General features: G+C 47.9%; 19 protein-coding genes. 14 read left to right on the top strand and 5 right to left on the bottom strand.

What is annotated here, in order from left to right:
• Nucleotides 1–3 precede the first annotated feature (3 nt).
• From ACFQRK_RS07890 to ACFQRK_RS07865, 6 genes are all read left to right on the top strand, one after another.
• Complete coding sequence (locus tag ACFQRK_RS07890; protein ID WP_379005328.1) at nucleotides 4–585, top strand: heme-copper oxidase subunit III; 582 nt, start codon at nucleotides 4–6, stop codon at nucleotides 583–585.
• Nucleotides 586–594: 9 nt separating this feature from the next.
• Complete coding sequence (locus ACFQRK_RS07885) at nucleotides 595–1323, top strand: cytochrome c oxidase subunit 3 (RefSeq protein WP_379005326.1); 729 nt, start codon at nucleotides 595–597, stop codon at nucleotides 1321–1323.
• A 25-nt stretch (nucleotides 1324–1348) separates the two neighbouring features.
• Nucleotides 1349–1729, top strand: coding sequence for a cytochrome C oxidase subunit IV family protein (locus ACFQRK_RS07880; RefSeq protein ID WP_379005324.1), 381 nt, complete (start codon nucleotides 1349–1351; stop codon nucleotides 1727–1729).
• Nucleotides 1729–2442, top strand: a complete 714-nt coding sequence (locus tag ACFQRK_RS07875) for an SCO family protein (protein ID WP_379005322.1) — start codon at nucleotides 1729–1731, stop codon at nucleotides 2440–2442. Before ACFQRK_RS07880 ends, ACFQRK_RS07875 begins: the two co-directional genes overlap by 1 nt.
• A gap of 25 nt (nucleotides 2443–2467) precedes the next feature.
• Nucleotides 2468–3043 carry a DUF420 domain-containing protein gene (locus ACFQRK_RS07870; protein WP_379005320.1) on the top strand — a complete coding sequence of 192 codons (576 nt, stop codon included), beginning with the start codon at nucleotides 2468–2470 and terminating at the stop codon, nucleotides 3041–3043.
• A 96-nt stretch (nucleotides 3044–3139) separates the two neighbouring features.
• Nucleotides 3140–3598, top strand: a complete 459-nt coding sequence (locus ACFQRK_RS07865) for an ABC transporter ATPase (RefSeq protein ID WP_379005319.1) — start codon at nucleotides 3140–3142, stop codon at nucleotides 3596–3598.
• A 62-nt stretch (nucleotides 3599–3660) separates the two neighbouring features.
• Here the strand turns inward: ACFQRK_RS07865 and mtgA are convergent, their stop codons facing one another.
• A complete protein-coding gene (mtgA, locus tag ACFQRK_RS07860) occupies nucleotides 3661–4404 on the bottom strand; it encodes a monofunctional biosynthetic peptidoglycan transglycosylase (RefSeq protein ID WP_379005317.1) in 744 nt (247 codons plus the stop codon).
• Nucleotides 4405–4490: 86 nt separating this feature from the next.
• On the opposite strand from mtgA, the gene mutS reads away from it, so the two are divergent.
• The 6 genes from mutS to ACFQRK_RS07830 all read left to right on the top strand — a co-directional run bounded on the left by mutS (nucleotide 4491) and on the right by ACFQRK_RS07830 (nucleotide 13348).
• Complete coding sequence (mutS, locus tag ACFQRK_RS07855; RefSeq protein WP_379005315.1) at nucleotides 4491–7100, top strand: DNA mismatch repair protein MutS; 2610 nt, start codon at nucleotides 4491–4493, stop codon at nucleotides 7098–7100.
• A gap of 76 nt (nucleotides 7101–7176) precedes the next feature.
• Complete coding sequence (locus ACFQRK_RS07850) at nucleotides 7177–7635, top strand: hypothetical protein (RefSeq protein WP_379005313.1); 459 nt, start codon at nucleotides 7177–7179, stop codon at nucleotides 7633–7635.
• A 158-nt stretch (nucleotides 7636–7793) separates the two neighbouring features.
• On the top strand, nucleotides 7794–9128 hold the full coding sequence (locus ACFQRK_RS07845) for a dihydroorotase (RefSeq protein WP_379005311.1): 1335 nt from the start codon (nucleotides 7794–7796) through the stop codon (nucleotides 9126–9128).
• 13 nt (nucleotides 9129–9141) lie between these two features.
• Nucleotides 9142–10161, top strand: coding sequence for an LD-carboxypeptidase (locus tag ACFQRK_RS07840; RefSeq protein ID WP_379005309.1), 1020 nt, complete (start codon nucleotides 9142–9144; stop codon nucleotides 10159–10161).
• Nucleotides 10158–11636 carry a M14 family zinc carboxypeptidase gene (locus ACFQRK_RS07835; RefSeq protein WP_379005307.1) on the top strand — a complete coding sequence of 493 codons (1479 nt, stop codon included), beginning with the start codon at nucleotides 10158–10160 and terminating at the stop codon, nucleotides 11634–11636. Before ACFQRK_RS07840 ends, ACFQRK_RS07835 begins: the two co-directional genes overlap by 4 nt.
• Before the next feature lie 320 nt (nucleotides 11637–11956).
• Nucleotides 11957–13348 carry a putative oxidoreductase C-terminal domain-containing protein gene (locus tag ACFQRK_RS07830; protein ID WP_379005305.1) on the top strand — a complete coding sequence of 464 codons (1392 nt, stop codon included), beginning with the start codon at nucleotides 11957–11959 and terminating at the stop codon, nucleotides 13346–13348.
• A gap of 47 nt (nucleotides 13349–13395) precedes the next feature.
• Here ACFQRK_RS07830 and ACFQRK_RS07825 read toward each other — a convergent pair whose 3' ends face one another.
• Together ACFQRK_RS07825 and ACFQRK_RS07820 are read right to left on the bottom strand one after the other, a co-directional pair.
• Complete coding sequence (locus ACFQRK_RS07825; RefSeq protein WP_379005303.1) at nucleotides 13396–14454, bottom strand: dipeptide epimerase; 1059 nt, start codon at nucleotides 14452–14454, stop codon at nucleotides 13396–13398.
• A 17-nt stretch (nucleotides 14455–14471) separates the two neighbouring features.
• Nucleotides 14472–15665 (bottom strand): NlpC/P60 family protein, encoded by a 1194-nt coding sequence (locus ACFQRK_RS07820; RefSeq protein WP_379005301.1) that lies wholly within the window; start codon nucleotides 15663–15665, stop codon nucleotides 14472–14474.
• A 128-nt stretch (nucleotides 15666–15793) separates the two neighbouring features.
• Here ACFQRK_RS07820 and ACFQRK_RS07815 point away from each other — a divergent pair, with 128 nt between their 5' ends.
• Entirely contained in the window at nucleotides 15794–16819 is a 1026-nt protein-coding gene (locus ACFQRK_RS07815) for a N(4)-(beta-N-acetylglucosaminyl)-L-asparaginase (RefSeq protein ID WP_379005299.1), read from the top strand.
• 321 nt (nucleotides 16820–17140) lie between these two features.
• Nucleotides 17141–17773, top strand: coding sequence for a response regulator (locus ACFQRK_RS07810; protein WP_379005297.1), 633 nt, complete (start codon nucleotides 17141–17143; stop codon nucleotides 17771–17773).
• Between the two features lie 280 nt (nucleotides 17774–18053).
• Here the strand turns inward: ACFQRK_RS07810 and ACFQRK_RS07805 are convergent, their stop codons facing one another.
• Complete coding sequence (locus ACFQRK_RS07805) at nucleotides 18054–18914, bottom strand: cupin-like domain-containing protein (RefSeq protein WP_379005295.1); 861 nt, start codon at nucleotides 18912–18914, stop codon at nucleotides 18054–18056.
• Nucleotides 18901–20460, bottom strand: a complete 1560-nt coding sequence (locus tag ACFQRK_RS07800) for a phytoene desaturase family protein (protein ID WP_379005293.1) — start codon at nucleotides 20458–20460, stop codon at nucleotides 18901–18903. The genes ACFQRK_RS07805 and ACFQRK_RS07800 overlap by 14 nt, the downstream gene beginning before the upstream one ends.
• Between the last annotated feature and the right edge of the window lie 13 nt (nucleotides 20461–20473).

The raw sequence follows: 20473 nt of genomic DNA, 5'->3' as shown, positions 1-20473 counted from the left end.
GCCATGGCACAATATACGCAAAATAAAGAGGATCTGACTCAGCAGAAAGCAAAGAAGTTCAACCTTTGGCTGGGCATGATCGGCATGTTCATGATGTTTGCAGCCCTATCAAGTGGGTTTATCGTATACACGGCGGGCGGTGTGGATCGTGGCATAAAGACGCTACTACCCGACGCCTTTATTTACAGCACAATTTTAATCGTGCTGAGCAGTGTGACGATGCAACTGGCTTATGCTGCAGCAAAACAGACGTTATTTGGTCGGCAAAAAGCCCTGCTTGGTGTTACCATCTTGTTGGGACTGGGATTTTTTGCGATGCAAGTTCACGCTTGGGGAATACTTAATGACCGGGGAATTGTCTTTGTAAACAGTAATGCTTCCCAGTCATTCATTTATGTATTTACTGGGATGCACCTGGCACACATTGTAGCAGGTATTTTGGTATTGGTCAGGGCGTTAGTAGGACGTATTCGCAATATTCCCCAGGTGAACAACATTTTCCGGATGGACTTGGCCACATTGTTTTGGCATTTTCTGGGCATTCTATGGATTTATATTTATGTTTTTTTACTTTTGAATCAATAACACTGAACAATGAGTACAACTGTAACGCAATTGGATAAGGTAAAAACCGGACGGTGGAACGGGGGTCGATCGCCTTTCAATGTGGAGTATGGCAAAATCATGATGTGGTTTTTTCTTACTTCAGATGCTTTTACGTTTTCCGCGTTCCTAATTTATTATGGTACGCAGCGTTTTGCCCACCTTACCTGGCCGGATCCCGATAAGGTATTCCAATCCATACCATTCGTGGCGGATCATGGATATCCGTTGGTCTTTGTGGGAATCATGACCTTTATCCTGATCATGAGTTCGGTGACCATGGTGCTTGCAGTCGAGGCAGGACACCGCAATGCTAAAAAGGAAGTGGTCAATTGGATGATCGCTACCATTATTGGCGGTCTGATGTTCGTCGGCTGCCAGGCTTTAGAGTGGACGCACTTGCACCATCAGGGATTCTGGTGGGGTAGCATTCCTTTCCAGGAAGGCGTATCCCCGGAGGTTACCCTTGCGCCGTATTTCTCCAGAGAAATTTCCGAGGTTTCTGCATTGCAGTTTGCGAATCTTTTCTTCACCATCACCGGGTTTCACGGATTCCACGTTTCGGTAGGGATCCTGCTCAACATTATTGTACTGGGAATGGTGCTGGCCAACACATTTGAGCGCCGCGGTTCTTACCTGATGGTCGAAAAGGTGGGGCTTTACTGGCACTTTGTGGATCTTGTATGGGTATTTGTATTTACATTCTTTTATTTGGTTTAGTCGATTTAAAACATAATAGTTAGTTATGGCTTCTCAACATCACGATCATACAGTAGGACACGAAGAAGGGCAACACCACGAAGGTATGTCAAAAGGTAAAATATGGCGGGTTTTCTTTTATCTGCTCGCTATTACCGCGCTGGAGTTTTTTATCGCGCTGGTTTTAGTACATGGTGGGGTTATCAGCAAAGGACTGGGCGTAAACATTGTTTATATCCTGCTGACGTTGCTTAAAGCGTATTACATCGTTGCCTATTTCATGCACCTTAAATTCGAGACATTTGGATTTATTATGTCGGTTACCGTCGTATTCCTTTTCGTCATTTATTTCATTGCATTGATGCTTACGGAAGGCACCTATATGAAAGGACATTTTAATCCATTCCCTTTCTGGCCTAACTCCTAATGGAAACCATCAGGCAAACCAACGGGTTAAAAAAGATTATTATCCTGGCTGTTATTTTAATACTGCCAGGATTTTTATATTATTTATTGGAAAGAAAAGGCGAAAACCGCTATAAAAGCCTGCCAATCTACGGAGAGAAGATTCTGACCGGTACCTATAGCAACCGTATGGGTAAGAAAGTACCTGATACGCTTTTTCATCAAATCAAGCCTTTTTCGCTGACCGATCAGCAAGGACGGCAAGTTGATGTGTTGGCAAATGACACATCGGTAGCGGTAGTTAATTTTTTCTATACCCGTTGCGAGACCTTCTGCAAACACATGAATGATGAAATGAATCGCGTGGCGGAGCGCTTCATAGACAATGGATTGGTCAACTTCTATACGATTACGGTAGATACCGCTTACGACTCGCCAGAGGTACTGGATAACTATGCGAAAGCGTACCGCCCTGAATCCAAGAAGTGGTCCTTTTTGACGGCAGGCAGTGATGATGTATACGACGTCGCACGCAACGGTTTTTTGGTCGATGCCATACAAGATACAACAAGGACGGCGGGCTTTATCCATAGCTCTTCCCTGATACTGGTGGATTCCAAAAGGCACATCCGTGGCTACTATGACGTTAACCATAGAAATGAAGTGAACCGGTTGATTGATGAGCTGAAGCTGCTATTGGTGGAAGAAATCCGCGAGAAAAGCCCGTACAAGTAAGCAGCGAAAATATAAAGACGAAAATTTGAAGGCGATAAACAGGAGGTTTGAAATGCAAGGGGATCCGGATTTGATTGAACGGAAATTTAACAAGTGGATTGTTGTTCTTTCGATTGCCATACCACTCGTGGTAGCGATTTTATTCGGAGTGAACCTGCGGGATCTCGGATACGATGTGAAGCCCCTTACCTTTCTGCCGCCTATCTATGCGACGATCAACGGCGTGACTGCCGTGTTGCTTATATGGGCAGTGCTTGCGATCCGCAAAGGAAACCGGAAGTTGCATGAAACCCTGGTGAAGATCTGCATAGGCTGCTCGGCTGCCTTTTTGATCATGTATGTCGCCTACCACATGACCGCCGAGTCTACTCCGTTCGGAGGAACGGGAACCGTCCGGTATGTTTATTTCTTTATTTTAATAACCCATATCCTGCTGTCCATCGTGATTATTCCTTTTGTATTGGTCACGTTTGTACGGGGGCTTTCGGGGAATTTTGCCAAGCATCGGAAACTGGCCAAGATTACATTTCCCCTTTGGTTATATGTCGCCGTAACGGGGGTTATTGTTTATCTGATGATCTCTCCATACTACGGGAGTTGAGGAAGCTGGTAGCTCGCAACCACCTCGCGAGTGAAAACAGAAATCCATCGTGTACTTTACCGTGTTCCCTTAAAATTTCTGTAATTTTGTTATTATATGGAACGTATTTGGATATATCAAGCAGATCGGGAACTGACCGAAGGCGAGAAAGAACATATATTGGATAAATTGAGCGGCTTTACTTCACAGTGGAAGGCACACGGCAAGGCGTTGGCGGCAAAAGCGGAAATCCGGCATAACCGGTTTATTATCTTGATGGTTGATGACGGCGTGGCTCCTCCCACAGGCTGCTCCATTGATAAGTCCGTACATTTGCTGAAAGAAATTGAAATGGAAACCGGGTTAAACCTTTTTGATCGCATGCAGGTAGCTTACCGGGATGGCGATGGTGTTAAGGTCGTCCCGCGCGAGGAGTTTGAGCGATTAATAGCGGCTGGCGAAGTGACGGACGGCACCTTGGTATTCAATAACCTGATCGCCTCATATCCGGAATTGAAAACCGCTTGGGAAGTCCCTCTACGGGAAAGCTGGCACGCAAAGGTGTTTTTGAATTGAAGGTTGAAATTGAGTTGATTTGAGAGTTTTAATACGCAATTTTTAACTTTCACTTTCAACCTTCATTTTCCCTGCGGAATTTCACTATACCCCATATACCTGACAATGGTATTGGCCTTACGATTGATGAAACCAGTAGGCTTTGCGGGCGACCAACGACGTGGATTAGGTAGCACTGCAACTAATAAAGCCGCTTGTCGCTTCGTCAAACTTCGCGCAGATTTGCCAAAATAATGCTGCGTCGCAGCCTCCGCACCATATAAGCCATCGCCGGTTTCAATGACATTGAGGTATACCTCAAGAATTCGCTTTTTGCCCCAAAATAATTCAATCAGCAACGTGAAATAGGTTTCGAAACCTTTCCGGACCCACGAACGCCTGGGCCAGAGAAATACATTCTTGGCCGTTTGCTGACTGATGGTGCTGCCACCGCGTAACCTGCCCCCATCCTTGTTGCGTTGGTAGGCATCCGCAATCGCTTCCCGGTCGAGTCCCCAATGATCCATGAAACGGGCATCCTCGCCGGCAATCGCGGCACGCTTGAGGTTGTCTGAAAGGTCTTCATACCGTACCCACTTTTTTGTGATTTTCCATTCTTTACCCTCGCCTTTGCGCTCAAACCCTCGCTGCACCATCAACCAGGTGATAGGGGGATTGATGAAGCGCAGTAAAGCCACCCATGTGATGGTGATCGCAAAAAATGCAACAACAACGCGCAGCGCCCAACGCAGGTAAACATTCCTGACTGTGGGAACGAACCGGAATAATCGTTTAGTCTTTTTGTTGCGTTTTTGCTTGGCTGCCATAGTTTTCGTGACGCGAATATACAAATAGAAACTTGTCAAAGCGCCCCAATAATCCTATTTTTACCGCCACGCAAAAAATACCTACGTTGGCAAAGGCAGCAAAGAAAGAGACCCCATTGATGCAGCAATATAACAGCATCAAGGTGAAATACCCTGGAGCGTTATTGCTCTTCCGTGTGGGCGATTTTTACGAGACATTTGGAGAGGACGCGGTAAAGGCTGCGGGGATATTGGGAATTGTGCTTACCAAACGGGGTAATGGCAGCGAATCCGAAACCGCTTTGGCGGGTTTTCCGCACCATTCACTGGAAACGTATCTTCCCAAGCTGGTGCGCGCCGGACAGCGCGTAGCGATATGTGATCAGCTGGAAGATCCCAAGACAACAAAAACCATCGTAAAACGCGGGGTAACCGAACTGGTAACACCTGGGGTATCCTATAACGACAACATCGTTCCACAAAAGTCAAACAATTACCTGGCATCCGTCTTTTTTGATAAACAGCAGGTGGGTATCGCCTTTCTCGATATCTCTACAGGCGAGTTTTTGGTGTCGCAGGGCAGCCTGACCTACATTGACAAACTTTTGCAAGGATTCAAACCGACCGAGGTAATTATGGGCAAACGTCACTATAAGATGTTTGTGGAACACTACGGAACCCATTTTTATACGTATACACTCGACGAATGGCCGTATACGGGCGACTATGCCATTGAAACCCTGCTCAAGCATTTCGAGGTCAAATCGTTGAAAGGATTTGGCATTGACCGTCTTCCCCTGGGAAGTATCGCGGCCGGGGTGGCGTTGCATTACCTCAATGAAACCGAGCATCGCAACTTACAGCACATCTCCAACATTTCGCGCATCGAAGAAGACCGGTACATGTGGCTCGACAGGTTTACCATCCGTAATCTGGAATTGATCGGATCGGCCAATGAAAATGCCGTGACATTAGCCGATGTACTGGACCAAACGGCCTCTCCAATGGGTGCCCGCCTGCTTAAACGCTGGCTGGTCATGCCTTTGAAAGATCAGTCCGCTATCAACGAGCGACTGGATGTGGTGGAATATTTTAATACGCATCGGGAATTGCGTGACGAACTGGTCCGCGAAATTAAGCAAATCGGAGATCTGGAACGCCTGATCAGCAAAGTCGGCCTGCAGAAAGCGAATCCTAGAGAGATTGTTCAGCTAAAACGAGCGCTGCAGGCAATCGAGAAATTGAAAATACTTACCGGTCAAACCGACACAGAATCGCTGCGAAGGATCGCTGAGAAATTGGATTTATGTATCCCAATCCGCGAACAAATCGATACGTTCTTAACTCCCGATCCGCCCGTATCGATCACCAAGGGCAATGTAATAGCTGCGGGGGTAAATGAAGAACTGGACAAACTTCGGAAAGTGGCCTATGGCGGCAAAGATTACCTGCTTGAAATTCAAAAGCGCGAATCGGAGGCCACGGGTATCCCGTCGCTCAAAATTGCATTCAATAATGTGTTCGGTTATTACCTGGAGGTAACCAACGCGCATAAGGACAAAGTTCCTACCGAATGGATACGTAAGCAGACGCTGGTCAATGCTGAGCGATACATTACCGAAGAACTTAAGGAGTACGAAGAACAGATACTCGGTGCTGAAGAAAAAATACAAGCATTAGAAACGCGGCTGTACGCGGAATTACTTGCGGCTGTTGCCGAGTATATCAAACCGGTACAACTCAACGCACAGTTGATTGCCCAACTGGATGTGTTGCTCAACTTCGCGTTTATTGCTGAAAAAAATCATTATGTACGGCCGGAAGTAACCACTGGAAAAACGATTGATATAAAAGGGGGGCGTCATCCGGTAATTGAACAAAACCTGCCCGTCGACGAGGATTATATTACCAATGATGTTTTCCTGGATAACGATAACCAACAGATTATAATTATTACCGGCCCCAATATGGCCGGTAAGTCTGCGTTATTGCGTCAAACCGGACTGATTGTCCTCATGGCGCAGATCGGATGCTTCGTTCCTGCTAAAGAGGCGTCTATCGGACTGGTTGATAAGATATTCACCCGCGTAGGGGCATCTGACAACTTATCGTCGGGCGAATCCACTTTTATGGTGGAAATGAATGAAACGGCCAGTATCATGAACAACCTCTCCGAAAGAAGCCTGATCTTGTTGGACGAAATTGGACGGGGTACCAGTACGTACGACGGCATATCGATCGCCTGGGCCATCGCCGAATTCCTCCATAACCACCCAACCGCCCGAGCTAAAACCTTGTTTGCTACGCATTATCACGAACTGAACGAGCTGGCAACGTCGTTCCCCAGAGTTAAGAATTTCAATGTGTCTGTTAAAGAAGTCAATAATAAGGTCATATTCTTGCGTAAACTGGTGCCGGGCGGAAGCGAGCATAGCTTTGGTATCCATGTGGCCAAATTAGCGGGTATGCCGCCTAAGTTACTCCAGCGGGCTAACGAAATCCTTAAGCGATTGGAACAGGAACGCACGGGCGGAGAGCGCATAAAAGACAGTATCAAGAAAATTCAGAAGCAGGCTTATCAATTGCAGATGTTTTCCATTGATGACCCGATTCTCGTGAAAATACGGGATATGCTCAATAACCTTGACGTGAATACCCTCACTCCGGTGGAAGCGCTGATGAAACTGGACGAAATCCAACGGTTGTTGAAGAATTGATTTTAAACCTTGGCATAACTTCTGCTGTCCTACTGATAGAAGTTGAATCGTATGTTATACATAGTAGATGAATGCCATGAAAAAGTTATTGATTTGTATCGCCGCCCTTGTATTTGTGTTAGGTTCCTCGGTCGACGCCAATGCCCAAAAGCGGGGTAAGGGACATCGGGATAAGGAAAGGAAGGAATACGTAAAGTTTCATAAAAAACGTGAAAAGGCATATCATAACTATGCGAAGCACGATCATTCGTATCGCAAATATTATGAAGCACGTGATCGGGCGTATAAGCGATACGTCAAGGCAAAAGGACTCCGCTACCGTGATCACGATGATTGGTATTACGGGCGCCGGTTTCATAGACATACCGAATACGTTTATTTTCCGAGATATCGTACGTATTATGACCCGTATCGAAGAGGGTACGTCTACCTCAGGAACAGTGCCTGGGTATTTGCACCGACAATGCCTTCGTTTATGGTAGGGTTGGATATCGGAGCACTTAATGTGCAGTTTATGGCAAACCTGCCCTTATAAGGGGGGCGGTTATTTCCCGTCGTACAACGCATAGTCTTAAACCCTTGCTGCGGCCAACATCGGCCGCAGCAAGGTCCGTGTTATGTCCTATATACATTTTCATGCGTCTGTATGCAGTTTACGAAAACTTGATGTAAATTTGCTGAAAAACCAAAGGCATGCCGACTACCCTTATTAAGGCCGCTACCATTGTTAACGAAGGGCGGATAACTGTTGCTGACGTTTTGATTTCCAACGGATGGATTGAAAAGATAGCTCCTCAGATTTCTGTACCTGCCGATACCGAAGTTAATGCGGAAGGCTTACACCTATTGCCCGGCTTGATCGATGATCAGGTGCATTTTCGTGAACCCGGATTAACCCATAAAGCGGATATCTGGCACGAAAGCCGCGCGGCAGTAGCGGGCGGTACCACTTCTTTTATGGAGATGCCCAATACCGTTCCGAATACACTTACGCAGCGGCTTTTGCAGGATAAATACGACATTGCCGCAAACCAATCGCTGGCCAATTATTCGTTCTATATGGGGGCAGCCAACGATAATCTAGAGGAGGTGCTGCGAACCAATCCCCACGATGTATGTGGCATTAAAGTGTTTATGGGATCTTCCACGGGTAATATGTTAGTGGATGACGAGCGGACCCTGGAAAGCCTATTTTCCAATTCACCGATGCTCATCGCTACCCACTGCGAAGACGAGGCAACGATCCGGCAGAATCTAACTCGGTACCAGGAGACGTACGGCGACGCGCTGACCGCGGATATGCACCCCTTAATCCGTTCGGCGGAGGCCTGTTACATCTCGTCTTCCCGGGCCGTCGCCCTGGCCAGGAAACATGGTTCCCGCCTTCATGTTCTTCACATTTCAACGGCGCGGGAAACGGCGTTATTCGAGCGTGACGTTCCGCTGCAGGATAAACGCATTACCGCCGAAGCATGTATCCACCACCTGTGGTTCAGTGACAAAGACTACGCGGAAAAGGGCAATCTCATCAAGTGGAATCCTGCGGTAAAAACGAAGGAGGACCGTGACGGGGTGTTGCAGGCCGTGTTCGACGGGCGTATCGACGTCATCGCCACCGATCATGCGCCCCACACTTTAGCCGAAAAAACGCAACCGTACGTACAGGCACCGTCAGGCGGCCCGCTGGTACAACATGCGTTACAAGCCCTATTGGATATGCATCATGCAGGGAAACTTTCGCTTGAGCAATTGGTACAAAAGACCGCGCACAATACAGCCATTTGTTTTCAGCTCGACCGCAGAGGGTTTATCCGCGAAGGGTACTGGGCAGATCTGGTGCTGGTCGATCTGAACAAGCCGTACCGGGTAGAACGAGGTAATATTTTATCCAAGTGCGGGTGGTCGCCTTTCGAGGGACATACATTCGCCTCAACGGTTATGCATACCTTCGTGTCAGGACGTCGTGTGTATTCGGATGGCAGGATTGTCGAAGACGGCAATGCGCAACGACTGATATTTAATCGATAAAACATTGGGTAGTATGAACAAACGGACATTCATCAAGACTTTCGGCTTGGGAATGGCGGCATTGCCTTTGTCAACGACAACGAGGTTGGATAACCGCGCTCAGGGGCACGTAACGATTTTCCCATCACTCATCCGGAGAGGGGATACGGTTGGCGTCATTACGCCATCATCGCCGTTGGTAGACGAAAAGGGTTATGAGCTTGCTGATGAAAATTTCTCCCGCTTGGGTCTCCGCATTAAGTGGGGAGCAAATGTTGGGAAAAGATACGGGCATTTGGCGGGAACGGATGCGGAGCGGCTCTCGGACATCGAGCATATGTTTGCCGATCCGGATGTAAAGGCCATTGTATGCCTACGCGGTGGGTCGGGAGCTGCGAGATTGCTCGATCGATTGAACTACCCATTGATTGCACGGAACCCCAAGATCTTTCTTGGATATAGTGATATCACGGCCTTTCATCAAGCTATCTATACGCAAACCGGATTGATTACTTTCCATGGAGCGGTGGCAAACAGCCATTGGACGCCCATGGTCATCCGGCAATTCGAGGAATTGTTTTACGAAGGCAAGCTGCCCACGTATACGGCCGACCGTTCGCCTGTCAAGACGATAACCGGAGGGACGGCCGAAGGCAAACTTTTTGGGGGGAACCTCACGGTATTAACCGGTATTGCCGGATCCCGCTATTTTCCTGATTTCGAGGGTGGTATTCTTTTCCTGGAAGAGATTGGTGAAGAACCTTATCGCATCGATCGGATGTTCAGTCAATTGGCGTTGACAGGCGCTCTAAAAAAAATCAAAGGATTTGTTTTTGGCAAATGTTCAGACTGTAAACCCAAAAGTCCGGCGAACTCGTTAACCGTGGAACAGATATTGCATGATTACATCAGGCCACTGGGGATACCAGCTTTCCAGGGAGCACTGATCGGGCACATCGATGAACAATTTATGCTCCCCGTTGGGGCAAGGGTGCGTATCAATGCGACAGAAGGCAGTATCCGTGTAGTCGAACCCATTTTCAAGAGGACATGAAGCCGTTCGCTTATATAATTGCGGTCATCTTGGCCGCTACGGCCTGCCAGGGCAGTGGGCAGGGCCGCATAAGCTATGTGCCCGATACGACGGCCCTGAACGGCGCCTTCGAAATATATCGTGAACCTACCATTGCCCATCGGCGCTTCAAACACGCGGATATCGAGCCCCTCATTCTCAAACGCAAGGGAACAGGAATCTTTGACGTAACTCAGTTGGGAGTCTCGGTACTGAAAAAGCCCATCTATCAATTAACGTACGGAAGGGGGGCCAAGAAAGTGATGCTATGGTCCCAAATGCATGGCAATGAGCCGACGGCAACCATGGCGTTGATGGATCTTTTCAACTTCCTGGAAGGTGAGGGCGATGGTATGGATAGCATACGCAGCCTGCTGAAAACGGAGACAAGCCTGTATTTTATCCCGATGCTCAATCCTGATGGCGCAGACGTATATACACGTCGCAATGCTATGGACATTGATCTGAACCGCGATGCGCGGGCAGGTGCAACAGTGGAGGGACGGCTGCTGATTCAGGCTGCCAAAACCGTGCAACCCGATTACGGGTTCAATCTGCACGACATGAATATTTATTATAATGTACCCGGCACGCCCAATCCAGCAACCATTGCATTGCTAGCGCCTGCTTACAACGAAAAACGGGAAATCAACGAGGTGCGTGCCGATGCCATGAAAATTGCTGCCGGGATTAACCGTCTCTTACAGGGGTATATACCGAACGGCGTGGCCAAGTATGACGACACGTATTCGCCCCGTAGTTTCGGTGATAATTTTCAAAGCTGGGGAGCGAGCACCGTTTTGATCGAATCGGGAGGTTACCGGGGAGACCCCGAAAAGCAGTTCATCCGGAAACTTAATTTTATAATCATCCTTAATTCACTGATAGAGATCGCTCAGGGAAGCTTCCATCAATACAGCATTGCTGAATACGAGGGCATACCTTTCAGTGCCTCGCAGCTTTCAGACGTAGTTTTGCGGCACGTAGGGGTTTCGCGAGATTCAATAGACTATAAAATAGACCTGTCCGTCAATCGGAATGAACAGACGGACGACCGCAACTACTACGTGCAATCCCACATTGCGGATGTCGGCGATCTGCAGGAGGTTTACGGATATGACGAATTGGACGCGGAAGGGTACCATTTCATGCAAGGCCGGATCCATCCCCGGATAGTCAATAGCGTGGACGAGATTTCTCCTGAGCAGGCGATGGACTTTTTGCGTCAGGGGTATCACGCCGTTCAAGTGGCCAAGATGCCCGAAAACCGTCATCATCAGCTCCCGTTGATCATGTTTTACCAACGGAAGCCTCTCGCCGCAAGCCCGAGCTTGGGAAGTGCTGCCAATTTTTTTCTGGCCCGCGACGGAAAGCCGGCGTATGCGGTTATCAATGGATACCTGATCGACCTGTCGGCCCAGAAGCAACCCCAAAACTTAAAGAATTACATATTTTAGTATAACGGTTGAATGGGGGCTAAATCCCTGAATATGCGGAATTAGGTAAAGAAAGAGCGATCAGTTAATTCCGTTATCCGCTAGGATTTAATACCTTTATTGCTGGAATACGTAGGGTAAGTCTGCATTAACCATGTTGAAGACCGTTGTGATGGCATTTTCCTTATCCTTTGGAGCGTTATGCCCGGTTGCCGGGCACACCTTGGGCCGCATGGGTATGTGAATGCCGGGGTAGATTGTACGATCCGTTTCGCCGGTTTTGAAGACAAGTTTCGCGAGGATACGTAACGGAATAGCACTATAAACAAAACAGAAAATAAATGAATAAGCAAAAAAGCCTGATTACGTTAGCAACCGTCGCTTGCCTCGCGGCATGTAATCCAGCAAAAGAACCTATGCAAAAAAAGGATGTCCAATTGATTACCGTGGCACCGGGCCATTTCCATGCGGCGCTGGTGCAAAAAACCATGTATCCGCAGGTAGATAGTGTCGTGCACGTCTACGCGCCAGAAGGGCCGGAAATCGACGCGTATTTAGCACTCATCGACCAATATAATACACGGACGGACAATCCTACGTCGTGGGAAGAAAAGGTGTATAAGGGAAATGATTTCCTTGAGAAAATGCTGGAGGAACGAAAGGGTAACGTGGTAGTATTGGCAGGCAACAACCAGCATAAAATCGACTATATCACGCAATCCCTGGACGCAGGACTGAACGTACTGGCTGATAAGCCAATGATTATTGACGCCGACGGGTTTCCGAAGTTGAAACAGGCATTTTCAACCGCATCCGAGAAAGGAGTGTTGCTTTACGACATCATGACTGAGCGGTACGAGATCAATACCATGCTTCAGAAGGCCTTTTCGCAACTGCCTGATTTTTTCGGCGGACTGGTAACGGGGAGTGCTGATAATCCCGCGATCACGAAAGAAAGCGTACACCATTTTTTCAAAGAAGTGTCGGGTAAACCCCTTTCCCGCCCGGCATGGTTTTATGACACGAAACAACAGGGAGAAGGCATCGTCGACGTGACAACGCACCTGGTGGATATGGTACAGTGGGAATGCTTTCCGGATCAAGTCATCGATTACGAAAAGGACATTCAGTTGGTTGGCGCAAAACGTTGGCCTACGACCGTTACGGCGGCTCAATTCGAGCGGTCAACAAATCTCCGGGAATTTCCTGAGTTTCTCTCGGGGTCTGTGGATAATCAGGGAAATCTCGCCGTATTTGCCAACGGTGAAATTAATTATACATTGAAAGGCACACATGCCAAAGTATCGGTGATCTGGAATTTCGAAGCCCCCAAGGGAGCCGGGGATCTCCATTATTCCATCATGCGCGGAAAATATGCAAACCTCATTGTCCAACAGGGCGCAGAAGAGCAATACAAACCCGTATTGTATGTAGAATCGACCGGGGAGCGAGATGCGCAAGCCTTTGAAGCAGCGCTTGCTAAAGCCATCGAGCAATTGGGCAGTTCTTATGCTGGATTGAAATCTGAACAGGTAGCAGCGGGACGTTACCGGATCAGTGTAGATCCGTCGTTGGTGACCTCTCATGAAGAGCATTTTGCTCAGGTGACCGAGAAATACCTCGACTTCCTGCAATCAGGCACGATGCCTGAATGGGAGGTGCCCAACATGTTGGCTAAATACTATTTGACTACCAAAGCATTAGCAGAGGCTGAAACCGTAGCCGCTCCGTAGGTTTCCGACGTCGGCCCCGTCCATTCTGGGAGGCGGGGCCGGCGTTATTACTGGGTTTGGTGAGCGGCTGATAAAGGAACCGCTCCGATGCCAGGTCGGTTTGGCAACGTAATTTTCCCATCAACGACCTCCATGCCTTGAAAGGCATCGTTTCCGATCAATAATGCACCGTCCAGGTCTGCCCAATCGACAATCGGCGCCAACTGTGCCGCCGCGGAAATTGCGCACGACGTTTCCGTCATGCAGCCGAGCATTACCTTCATGTCCAGTGCACGCGCCAATTCGACCATTTGATGCGCTTCCCGCATACCGGTACATTTCATCAGTTTGATGTTGATACCGTTGTAGACACCGAATGCTTTCCGGACATCGGAAAGCCGCTGTACGGCTTCGTCGGCAACCGTCGGAATGGGACTGTTCTCCGTGAGCCACGCGTTGTCATCCACTTGCTCCTTGGGCATAGGCTGTTCAAGGAAAACGACACCTCGTTCGGATAGCCAGTGCGCCATTTCGAGCGCTTCTTCCCGATGCCTCCATCCTTGATTTACGTCGGCACACAACGGTTTATCGGTTACTTCCCGGATCGTTTCAATCATCATCTTGTCGGTATCCAGACCCAATTTTACTTTTAATAACTTATAAGGTGCTGCCTCACGTACCTTTTGCCTGACCATTTCGGCCGTATCAATACCGATGGTATAAGAAGTATACGGCGTGCTGGCGGGATTGAACCCCCAAATGCGATGCCAGGGGCGATTCATTATTTTTCCGAGCAGGTCATGCAATGCGATATCTATGGCAGCTTTGGCGGCCGTGTTTTTCGGAGCGATGCCGTCGATATAGTGAAGTATATCAGCAGTAAGGAATGGATCGTCGAAGCCGGAAAAGTCCACTTGGTTCAGGAATTTCAGTACACTGGCTTCAGATTCGCCCAAATAAGGAGGCATGGCGGCTTCTCCATATCCCGTCACTCCCTCAAATTCGAGTTCAGCCAGAACCGCCGGGGTTGTCGTGCGCGAAGCGGTAGAAACGGTAAATACGTGTCGGAGTTCCAACGTATAGGGTCTGAAACGCAGGGTGAATTTTCCGAAATTACGGACAGTCATAATTGCATTCATTTTTATTAATGTCGGCCTAAAGAGGTATAAAACGGGTGCTGGTCCATGGGTTGAAGCGCGGAATCCGGTTGTCCGATATATCGGCGGGCAGCTATCAGCGTACGGGTATCAAGTGCGCCATAATTTGCGGAGCCGGATACCATGCTGTTGATCTGTACCATGCCTGCGGCATGAATGAATTCGCCGTTACCCAGATACAACGCTACATGGGTGACCCGGGCATCAGAGGAGCGGCCCGTGCCCGAAGCAAAAAAAAGCAAATCGCCGGGGATCAAATTCCGTAGCGCCTTTTCAACGTTCAAGGTGTCGTCGGATAAAATATCGATCGGTTGACCGGCGAGTACCTGTTGCGATGCATCGCGGGGAATGATGAGTCCGTTCATATAAAAGGCCGTTTTGGTAAAGCCGCTGCAATCCACGCCCTTTACCGAAGTGCCACCCCAAAGATAAGGTAATCCCATCATGGTTTTAGCGGTTTTGAGCACATTTTCCGCTGTTAGCCGGCGCGTGTTAAGCCAAGTGGTAAACGGCTGCACGTTTTGGCTTTTGATAAAGCCGTCTCGCCCGTCCGGATACAAAACGTGAATAAATTCACCAGACGTACCCAGCACATTCAGGAGGTTGCCCATAACCAGATCTGAAACCCGCAAAGATTGCTCGTCAGGTTGACTGTACGCATGTCCAAAATCGGCCGTAACTATTATTTTGTCGCCTGTTTGCCATTGCGCTAGCGTGGAAGCAGACTTGGGCGAAACCGATGACTCGCTGACCCAGGCGATATAACCTTCTGGTGTCCTTACACGATAATAACCATCTCTATATTGAAGGAGATCGAGTTGCGTTCCCAACAGTACCTGAGACGCCAGTTCCGCTTGATTGCTGGGGGATACGCGAAGATTGGCCACGGAAAGATTTACGATCCCGGTAACTTTTCCTCCCACGCTGCTATCGGGCAGTAGATTTATCGCTACTTTTGTATGTGGGATATGGTGTTTAGCCAACAATCGGGTGAAATACGTTTGAGCTTCTGTTTCGGTGGTGATTACGCGATATAAAGGGGAGGCGCCGCTAGCGCGCGTTAACTCGAAAACAGCAGTACGTTTGTCGGGGATAACGTGCCGGATGGTTTGTTCAGCAAGATCGAAAATCCGTTTGTATTCGGCAGAATCCGGCAAACGGCTTTCCGCCCAGCTTGCCATACTTAGGGTCAAACAAAATAGGGATAACAGCAGGAATCTCATGTCTGGGTAACTTTCTGCCTAAGATAGGATATAAATCAGTACCTTGCAATGAATACATTTATCACATCAGCCAATTAGTTGAAATTATGATCAGCAGACGAAAATTTATCCTATCGGGCGCCGCCGGTGTATCTGCACTTTCTCTGCGTGGACGGGTGCCTGTCCCGGACGATAAAAACACCGACATCGGAACGGCAAATAAGCCCGTTGTCATCGCTACGTGGGATTTTGGTGTAGCGGCGAATCGGGCGGCGTGGAAGGTGCTTAAAAACGGCGGGAGGTCACTCGATGCCGTGGAAGCAGGTGTGCGTGTGCCCGAAGCCGACCTAAAAAACGTTACAGTAGGGAAAGGTGGATATCCCGACAGGGATGGTCATGTAACGTTGGATGCATGTATCATGGACGAGCAGGGGAATTGTGGTTCCGTTGCGGCATTGGAATACATCGCCCATCCCATTTCCGTAGCGCGGTTGGTGATGGAAAAGACACCCCATGTTATGCTGGTTGGCGAAGGAGCCTTGCAATTTGCTCTCGATAACGGGTTCAAACGAGAAAATTTGTTGACGCCTGAGGCAGAGAAAGCATGGAAGGAATGGTTAAAAGAAAAAAAATACCAACCGATTATCAATATCGAAAATACATCGTTTACCACCGAGAGACTGCCGGGAAATGAATACAACCATGATACCATCGGAATGTTGGCATTGGACGCAACGGGCAATTTATCCGGCGCCTGTACAACCAGCGGGATGGCATTTAAGATGCGCGGTCGGATTGGCGATAGTCCCATTATCGGAGCTGGGCTGTATGTAGATAATGAAGTCGGGGGCGCTACGGCAACCGGAGTTGGTGAAGAAGTGATTCGTACGGTCGGCAGTTTTTTGGTTGTTGAACTCATGCGGCAGGGATATCCCCCGGAAGAAGCCTGCCGCGAGGCCGTCGTCCGGATTGCCAAAAAAAAGCCGGATATGGCCAAGCAGATACAGGTGGGGTTCTTAGCGTTGAATAAAGAAGGTGAATATGGAGCTTTTGCGTTGCAAAAAGGATTTTCTTATGCGGTTTGCCACCGGGAGCGGCAGGATTTACTCATCCGTGGTAAAAGCCTATATTAATTTGAAGATAGTTTCAAGTCTGTTCGCGAATTTTCTATCTTTGGGCGCATCTACCAATGAAAAGCACGTTGTGTCTACCCTGCGATTAGTTACCAGCGAATACAATGCTGGTTCCCAACGGAAACCTCTTTAAGTTCCGCGCTGATAAGCACATTATGCAACCCATTTATGGGCTTTAATCGATGAGGTGCGAACGAAATGAATGGATTCTTTTTTAAAACTACACCAAAAGGGTGGGATAATCATTGTCGAAATCAACTATCTTTACAGCCATCTGTGAAAACACCGTTCCTGACCACGGGATAATATTTACGTTAATTTATGAAAAGCAATCAATTTAAGCTGGCTATAATTGAAGATAATCCCATTATTTTGAAAGCGTTGGAGGGGTATTTTGGCGCAACCTCCCAATTTGAGCCTTTGTTTACCGCAACTTCAACCGAAGAGTTTATCAGTTCATGGAAAGATCAACGTTTAGACCTTGTCCTTTGCGATATTGGCCTTCCGGGTAAATCCGGCATCGAGGCGACCTGGCATGTTAAGCGTAAATCCTACTTGACCCAGGTGGTTATGTTCACCGTGTTCGAAGATAAAGAGACAATCTTTCAGGCGCTGTGCGCGGGGGCTTCCGGTTACCTGCTCAAGGATACCCCGCTACCCAAAATAGAAGAACAGCTTATTGAAGTGATGAATGGGGGCTCGGTCATGAGTCCGCTGGTCGCCCGAATGGTTATTGGATATTTTAATCCCTTGTTGGATAAGGTGGAACCCAGGGAAGTTGATCAGTTAACAGCGCGGGAAATCGAAATCATATCAATGCTCCAGCACGGCGCGTCATATAAAACGGTCGCTGAGCGTCTTTTTATAAGTATTGATACGGTAAAGTTCCATATCCGTAATATCTACAGTAAGCTGCAGATCAATTCCCGGACGGAACTTATTAACAAATATTAAGCATTTTCGAAAACCACCCGTTTTGGGTAGGTATTCCAACAATTTAAACCTGTATTTTCGTAAATGCTTAGGATGCCAAATTTAACAAATAATAAACCCTAACCATTCGCACGTGGTTCGGTCGGCAGTTACCCTTTGTTGCGGTGGTAGAACGCAACTACTGCCAGGTGGCTGAATGCGTGCTAAAGCAGAATCTTGCCAGCCGTTCGATTCGGGCGGTTCGGCAGGACTGCGTAGAAGAATATGCAAGTCCGGCATTAGCGAATGGGTGCCTCGGAAATCATCTTACCCTTGCGTTAGTGCGTCGATATGCCCATCGTTCCTTCTGATCAAGCCATTTTTGACCCCGCATTTTCCGCATGGTGTTGTCAATGAGACGCATAATAAAGACGTTATAAAGCATGTTGGCGAAACGCTTGGGCGTCCGTGGCAAAGCACGCAACGTCATGGAGAAACCGCCATCCAGATAGGTGATATAATGCCACCAGCCGCTTGGCATGTAAAGCGCATCGCCGTGTTTCATGTATACTTCATAGCCTTTTACACGTTTCAATGCCGGATACCGTTCGAAATCGGGATTATCCATATCGATTTTATCGATATTATGAATGGAAAAGGGCACTTTGTACAGATGCGTGCTTTGGTCGGGGCCGAATAGCACCACGCGTTTGTTTCCTTCAAAGTGTATGTGGAGGTTGTCTGGTAAATCGATGTCATAATGAGCAAAAACCTTCGACAAGCCACCGCCAAAAAACAAAGCAGGCAATCGCTTGAAGAACTTTAGGCCGATGTCGGGATATTCGAAATCCTCCAGCAATTGCGGACAATGGTCTTTCAATGTGTAGAAGAAGATACGAAGGTCGGTAGGTTGCGTCTTTAACAAATCGATGTATGCCCCAAACTGCATTGTGGTGACAGGTGCATATACACTTTCTTTGTCTTTTGCAGGTTTGTTGTCATACAGGGGCACCGTTTGGTCTCCGGCTAACGACTTGATGTGATCGAAGGTCCATTTGCCATTCCAGGCATTCGTCAGGTTTTCGATCAAAACCGGCCGTTGAGGGCGATGGTACCGATGGATAAATTCGGCCTTAGAAATGGGCTGTATGCGTTCGAGGGGTTCCAGATTAAACGTTCCCATGGGCTTCGACAGTTAAATGTTCCGGTTGGCTAGCTTGATTGATTTTAGTTAGAAGATATGACTTACCCAGCAGTTCAGCGCACGTCAGCACCGCACTGATGGTGACACCCAAGATGCCATGCATGTTCACATTTTGACCGGTAAGCAATAAATTCTTAATCTTCGTACGCGGTGGTAGGTAGTTTTTCAGCGGATGATTGGCGTCTTTGACAAATCCGTACATACCGCCCGTTTCACTCCCGATGTAATCGCGGTAGGTCAACGGAGTGGATACATACGTCGCTTGGATATGCTTACGGAGATCTGGGAATTTTTTTTCCAATTCAGTAAGCATGACTTCTGTCTTTTTTTGCTTAAATCGTTCATAATCATCGCCACGGTCGGCCGTATCAGCCACCGTGTTGTACGTGTGCGCCCATTGCTTTACCTCATCATACCGCATATACGTGAATATGGTCATGGTTTCTGCCCATTCATCCTGATCCTGTTTTGCATTCATGGATACCATGTATCCTTTTGGCCACTCGGCTACCGAATATTGAATGTTGTCCCATACACTCGCTTCATCCCGGAAATGATAATAGTTTTTGTTAAGATACCGGACCGATTTTGGCTTTAACACGATATAGAGGCTGAAGGAAGAAATGGTAGGTTCTGCATTCCGGATGTGGTTTGCATAGGATTTGCGAATCGGATAGTCGCCGATCAGCTCAAGTATTTTCTTCGGATCGATATTCGCAATAAATGAGGTCGCCCGGTAGGTAGCCCCATCGGCTGTGGATACCGAGCGAAGCATACTATCCTCGATTTGGAACTTAACCACTTCTTTATATTTCAGTGCCTTTCCACCGTGTTTATGAAGTTCCCGGATAAGGAGCTTGGCGATCTGTCCGCCGCCATTTACACACCGCCATGCGCTTTCGATATACGAATTGACGGATAAGGCGTGCACATAAAAGGGCGTTTTGTCCTTAATGCCTGCATACAGCAGGTTGGTGCCGGCCAAAACAGCCCGCAATTTTTGGTTTGATGTGCATTGGTTGATTACGTCGCTTACCTTCAAGCCAAGGATGTCTTCATTCCATTGATAGGTTTCTTCGGCATTCAAGCGATAGAGCGGAAAGCTTTGGCAGATTTCCTTCATCTTGGCGTAAAATTGCCTGATGCCTTTCTGTTCATCGGGAAAATAATTGCTTAACTGCGCTACGAAGTTCTCTCCACCCTGAGCATACGGATATTCGATGGGATCGCTGTCAAAAGTCACCATATCGAATCCATTTCGGTCCATCCGTTTGAGGCGGAGTTTTTCGGCAATACCCAGGTAGTGGAAATATTGGTAAAGATTCTGTCCTTTTTCCAAACCGCCAATGTAGTGAACCCCCGTATCAAAGATACGTCGGTCGCGAACGAACGTCTGCAAATTGCCTCCGTATTGGTTATTCTTTTCCAAGAGTAAGACCTTTAACCCCTCTTTTGCAAGTATGGTGGCACAGACCAGCCCTCCGAGACCGCTTCCGATGACAATGATATCGAATGATTCATGCATTTCCCGGTAAAGA

Origin of the sequence: Parapedobacter sp. GCM10030251 (assembly GCF_042666505.1) — a bacterium.
Taxonomy (GTDB): Bacteria; Bacteroidota; Bacteroidia; order Sphingobacteriales; family Sphingobacteriaceae; genus Parapedobacter.
This window is presented reverse-complemented; position numbering and strand designations above follow the sequence as displayed.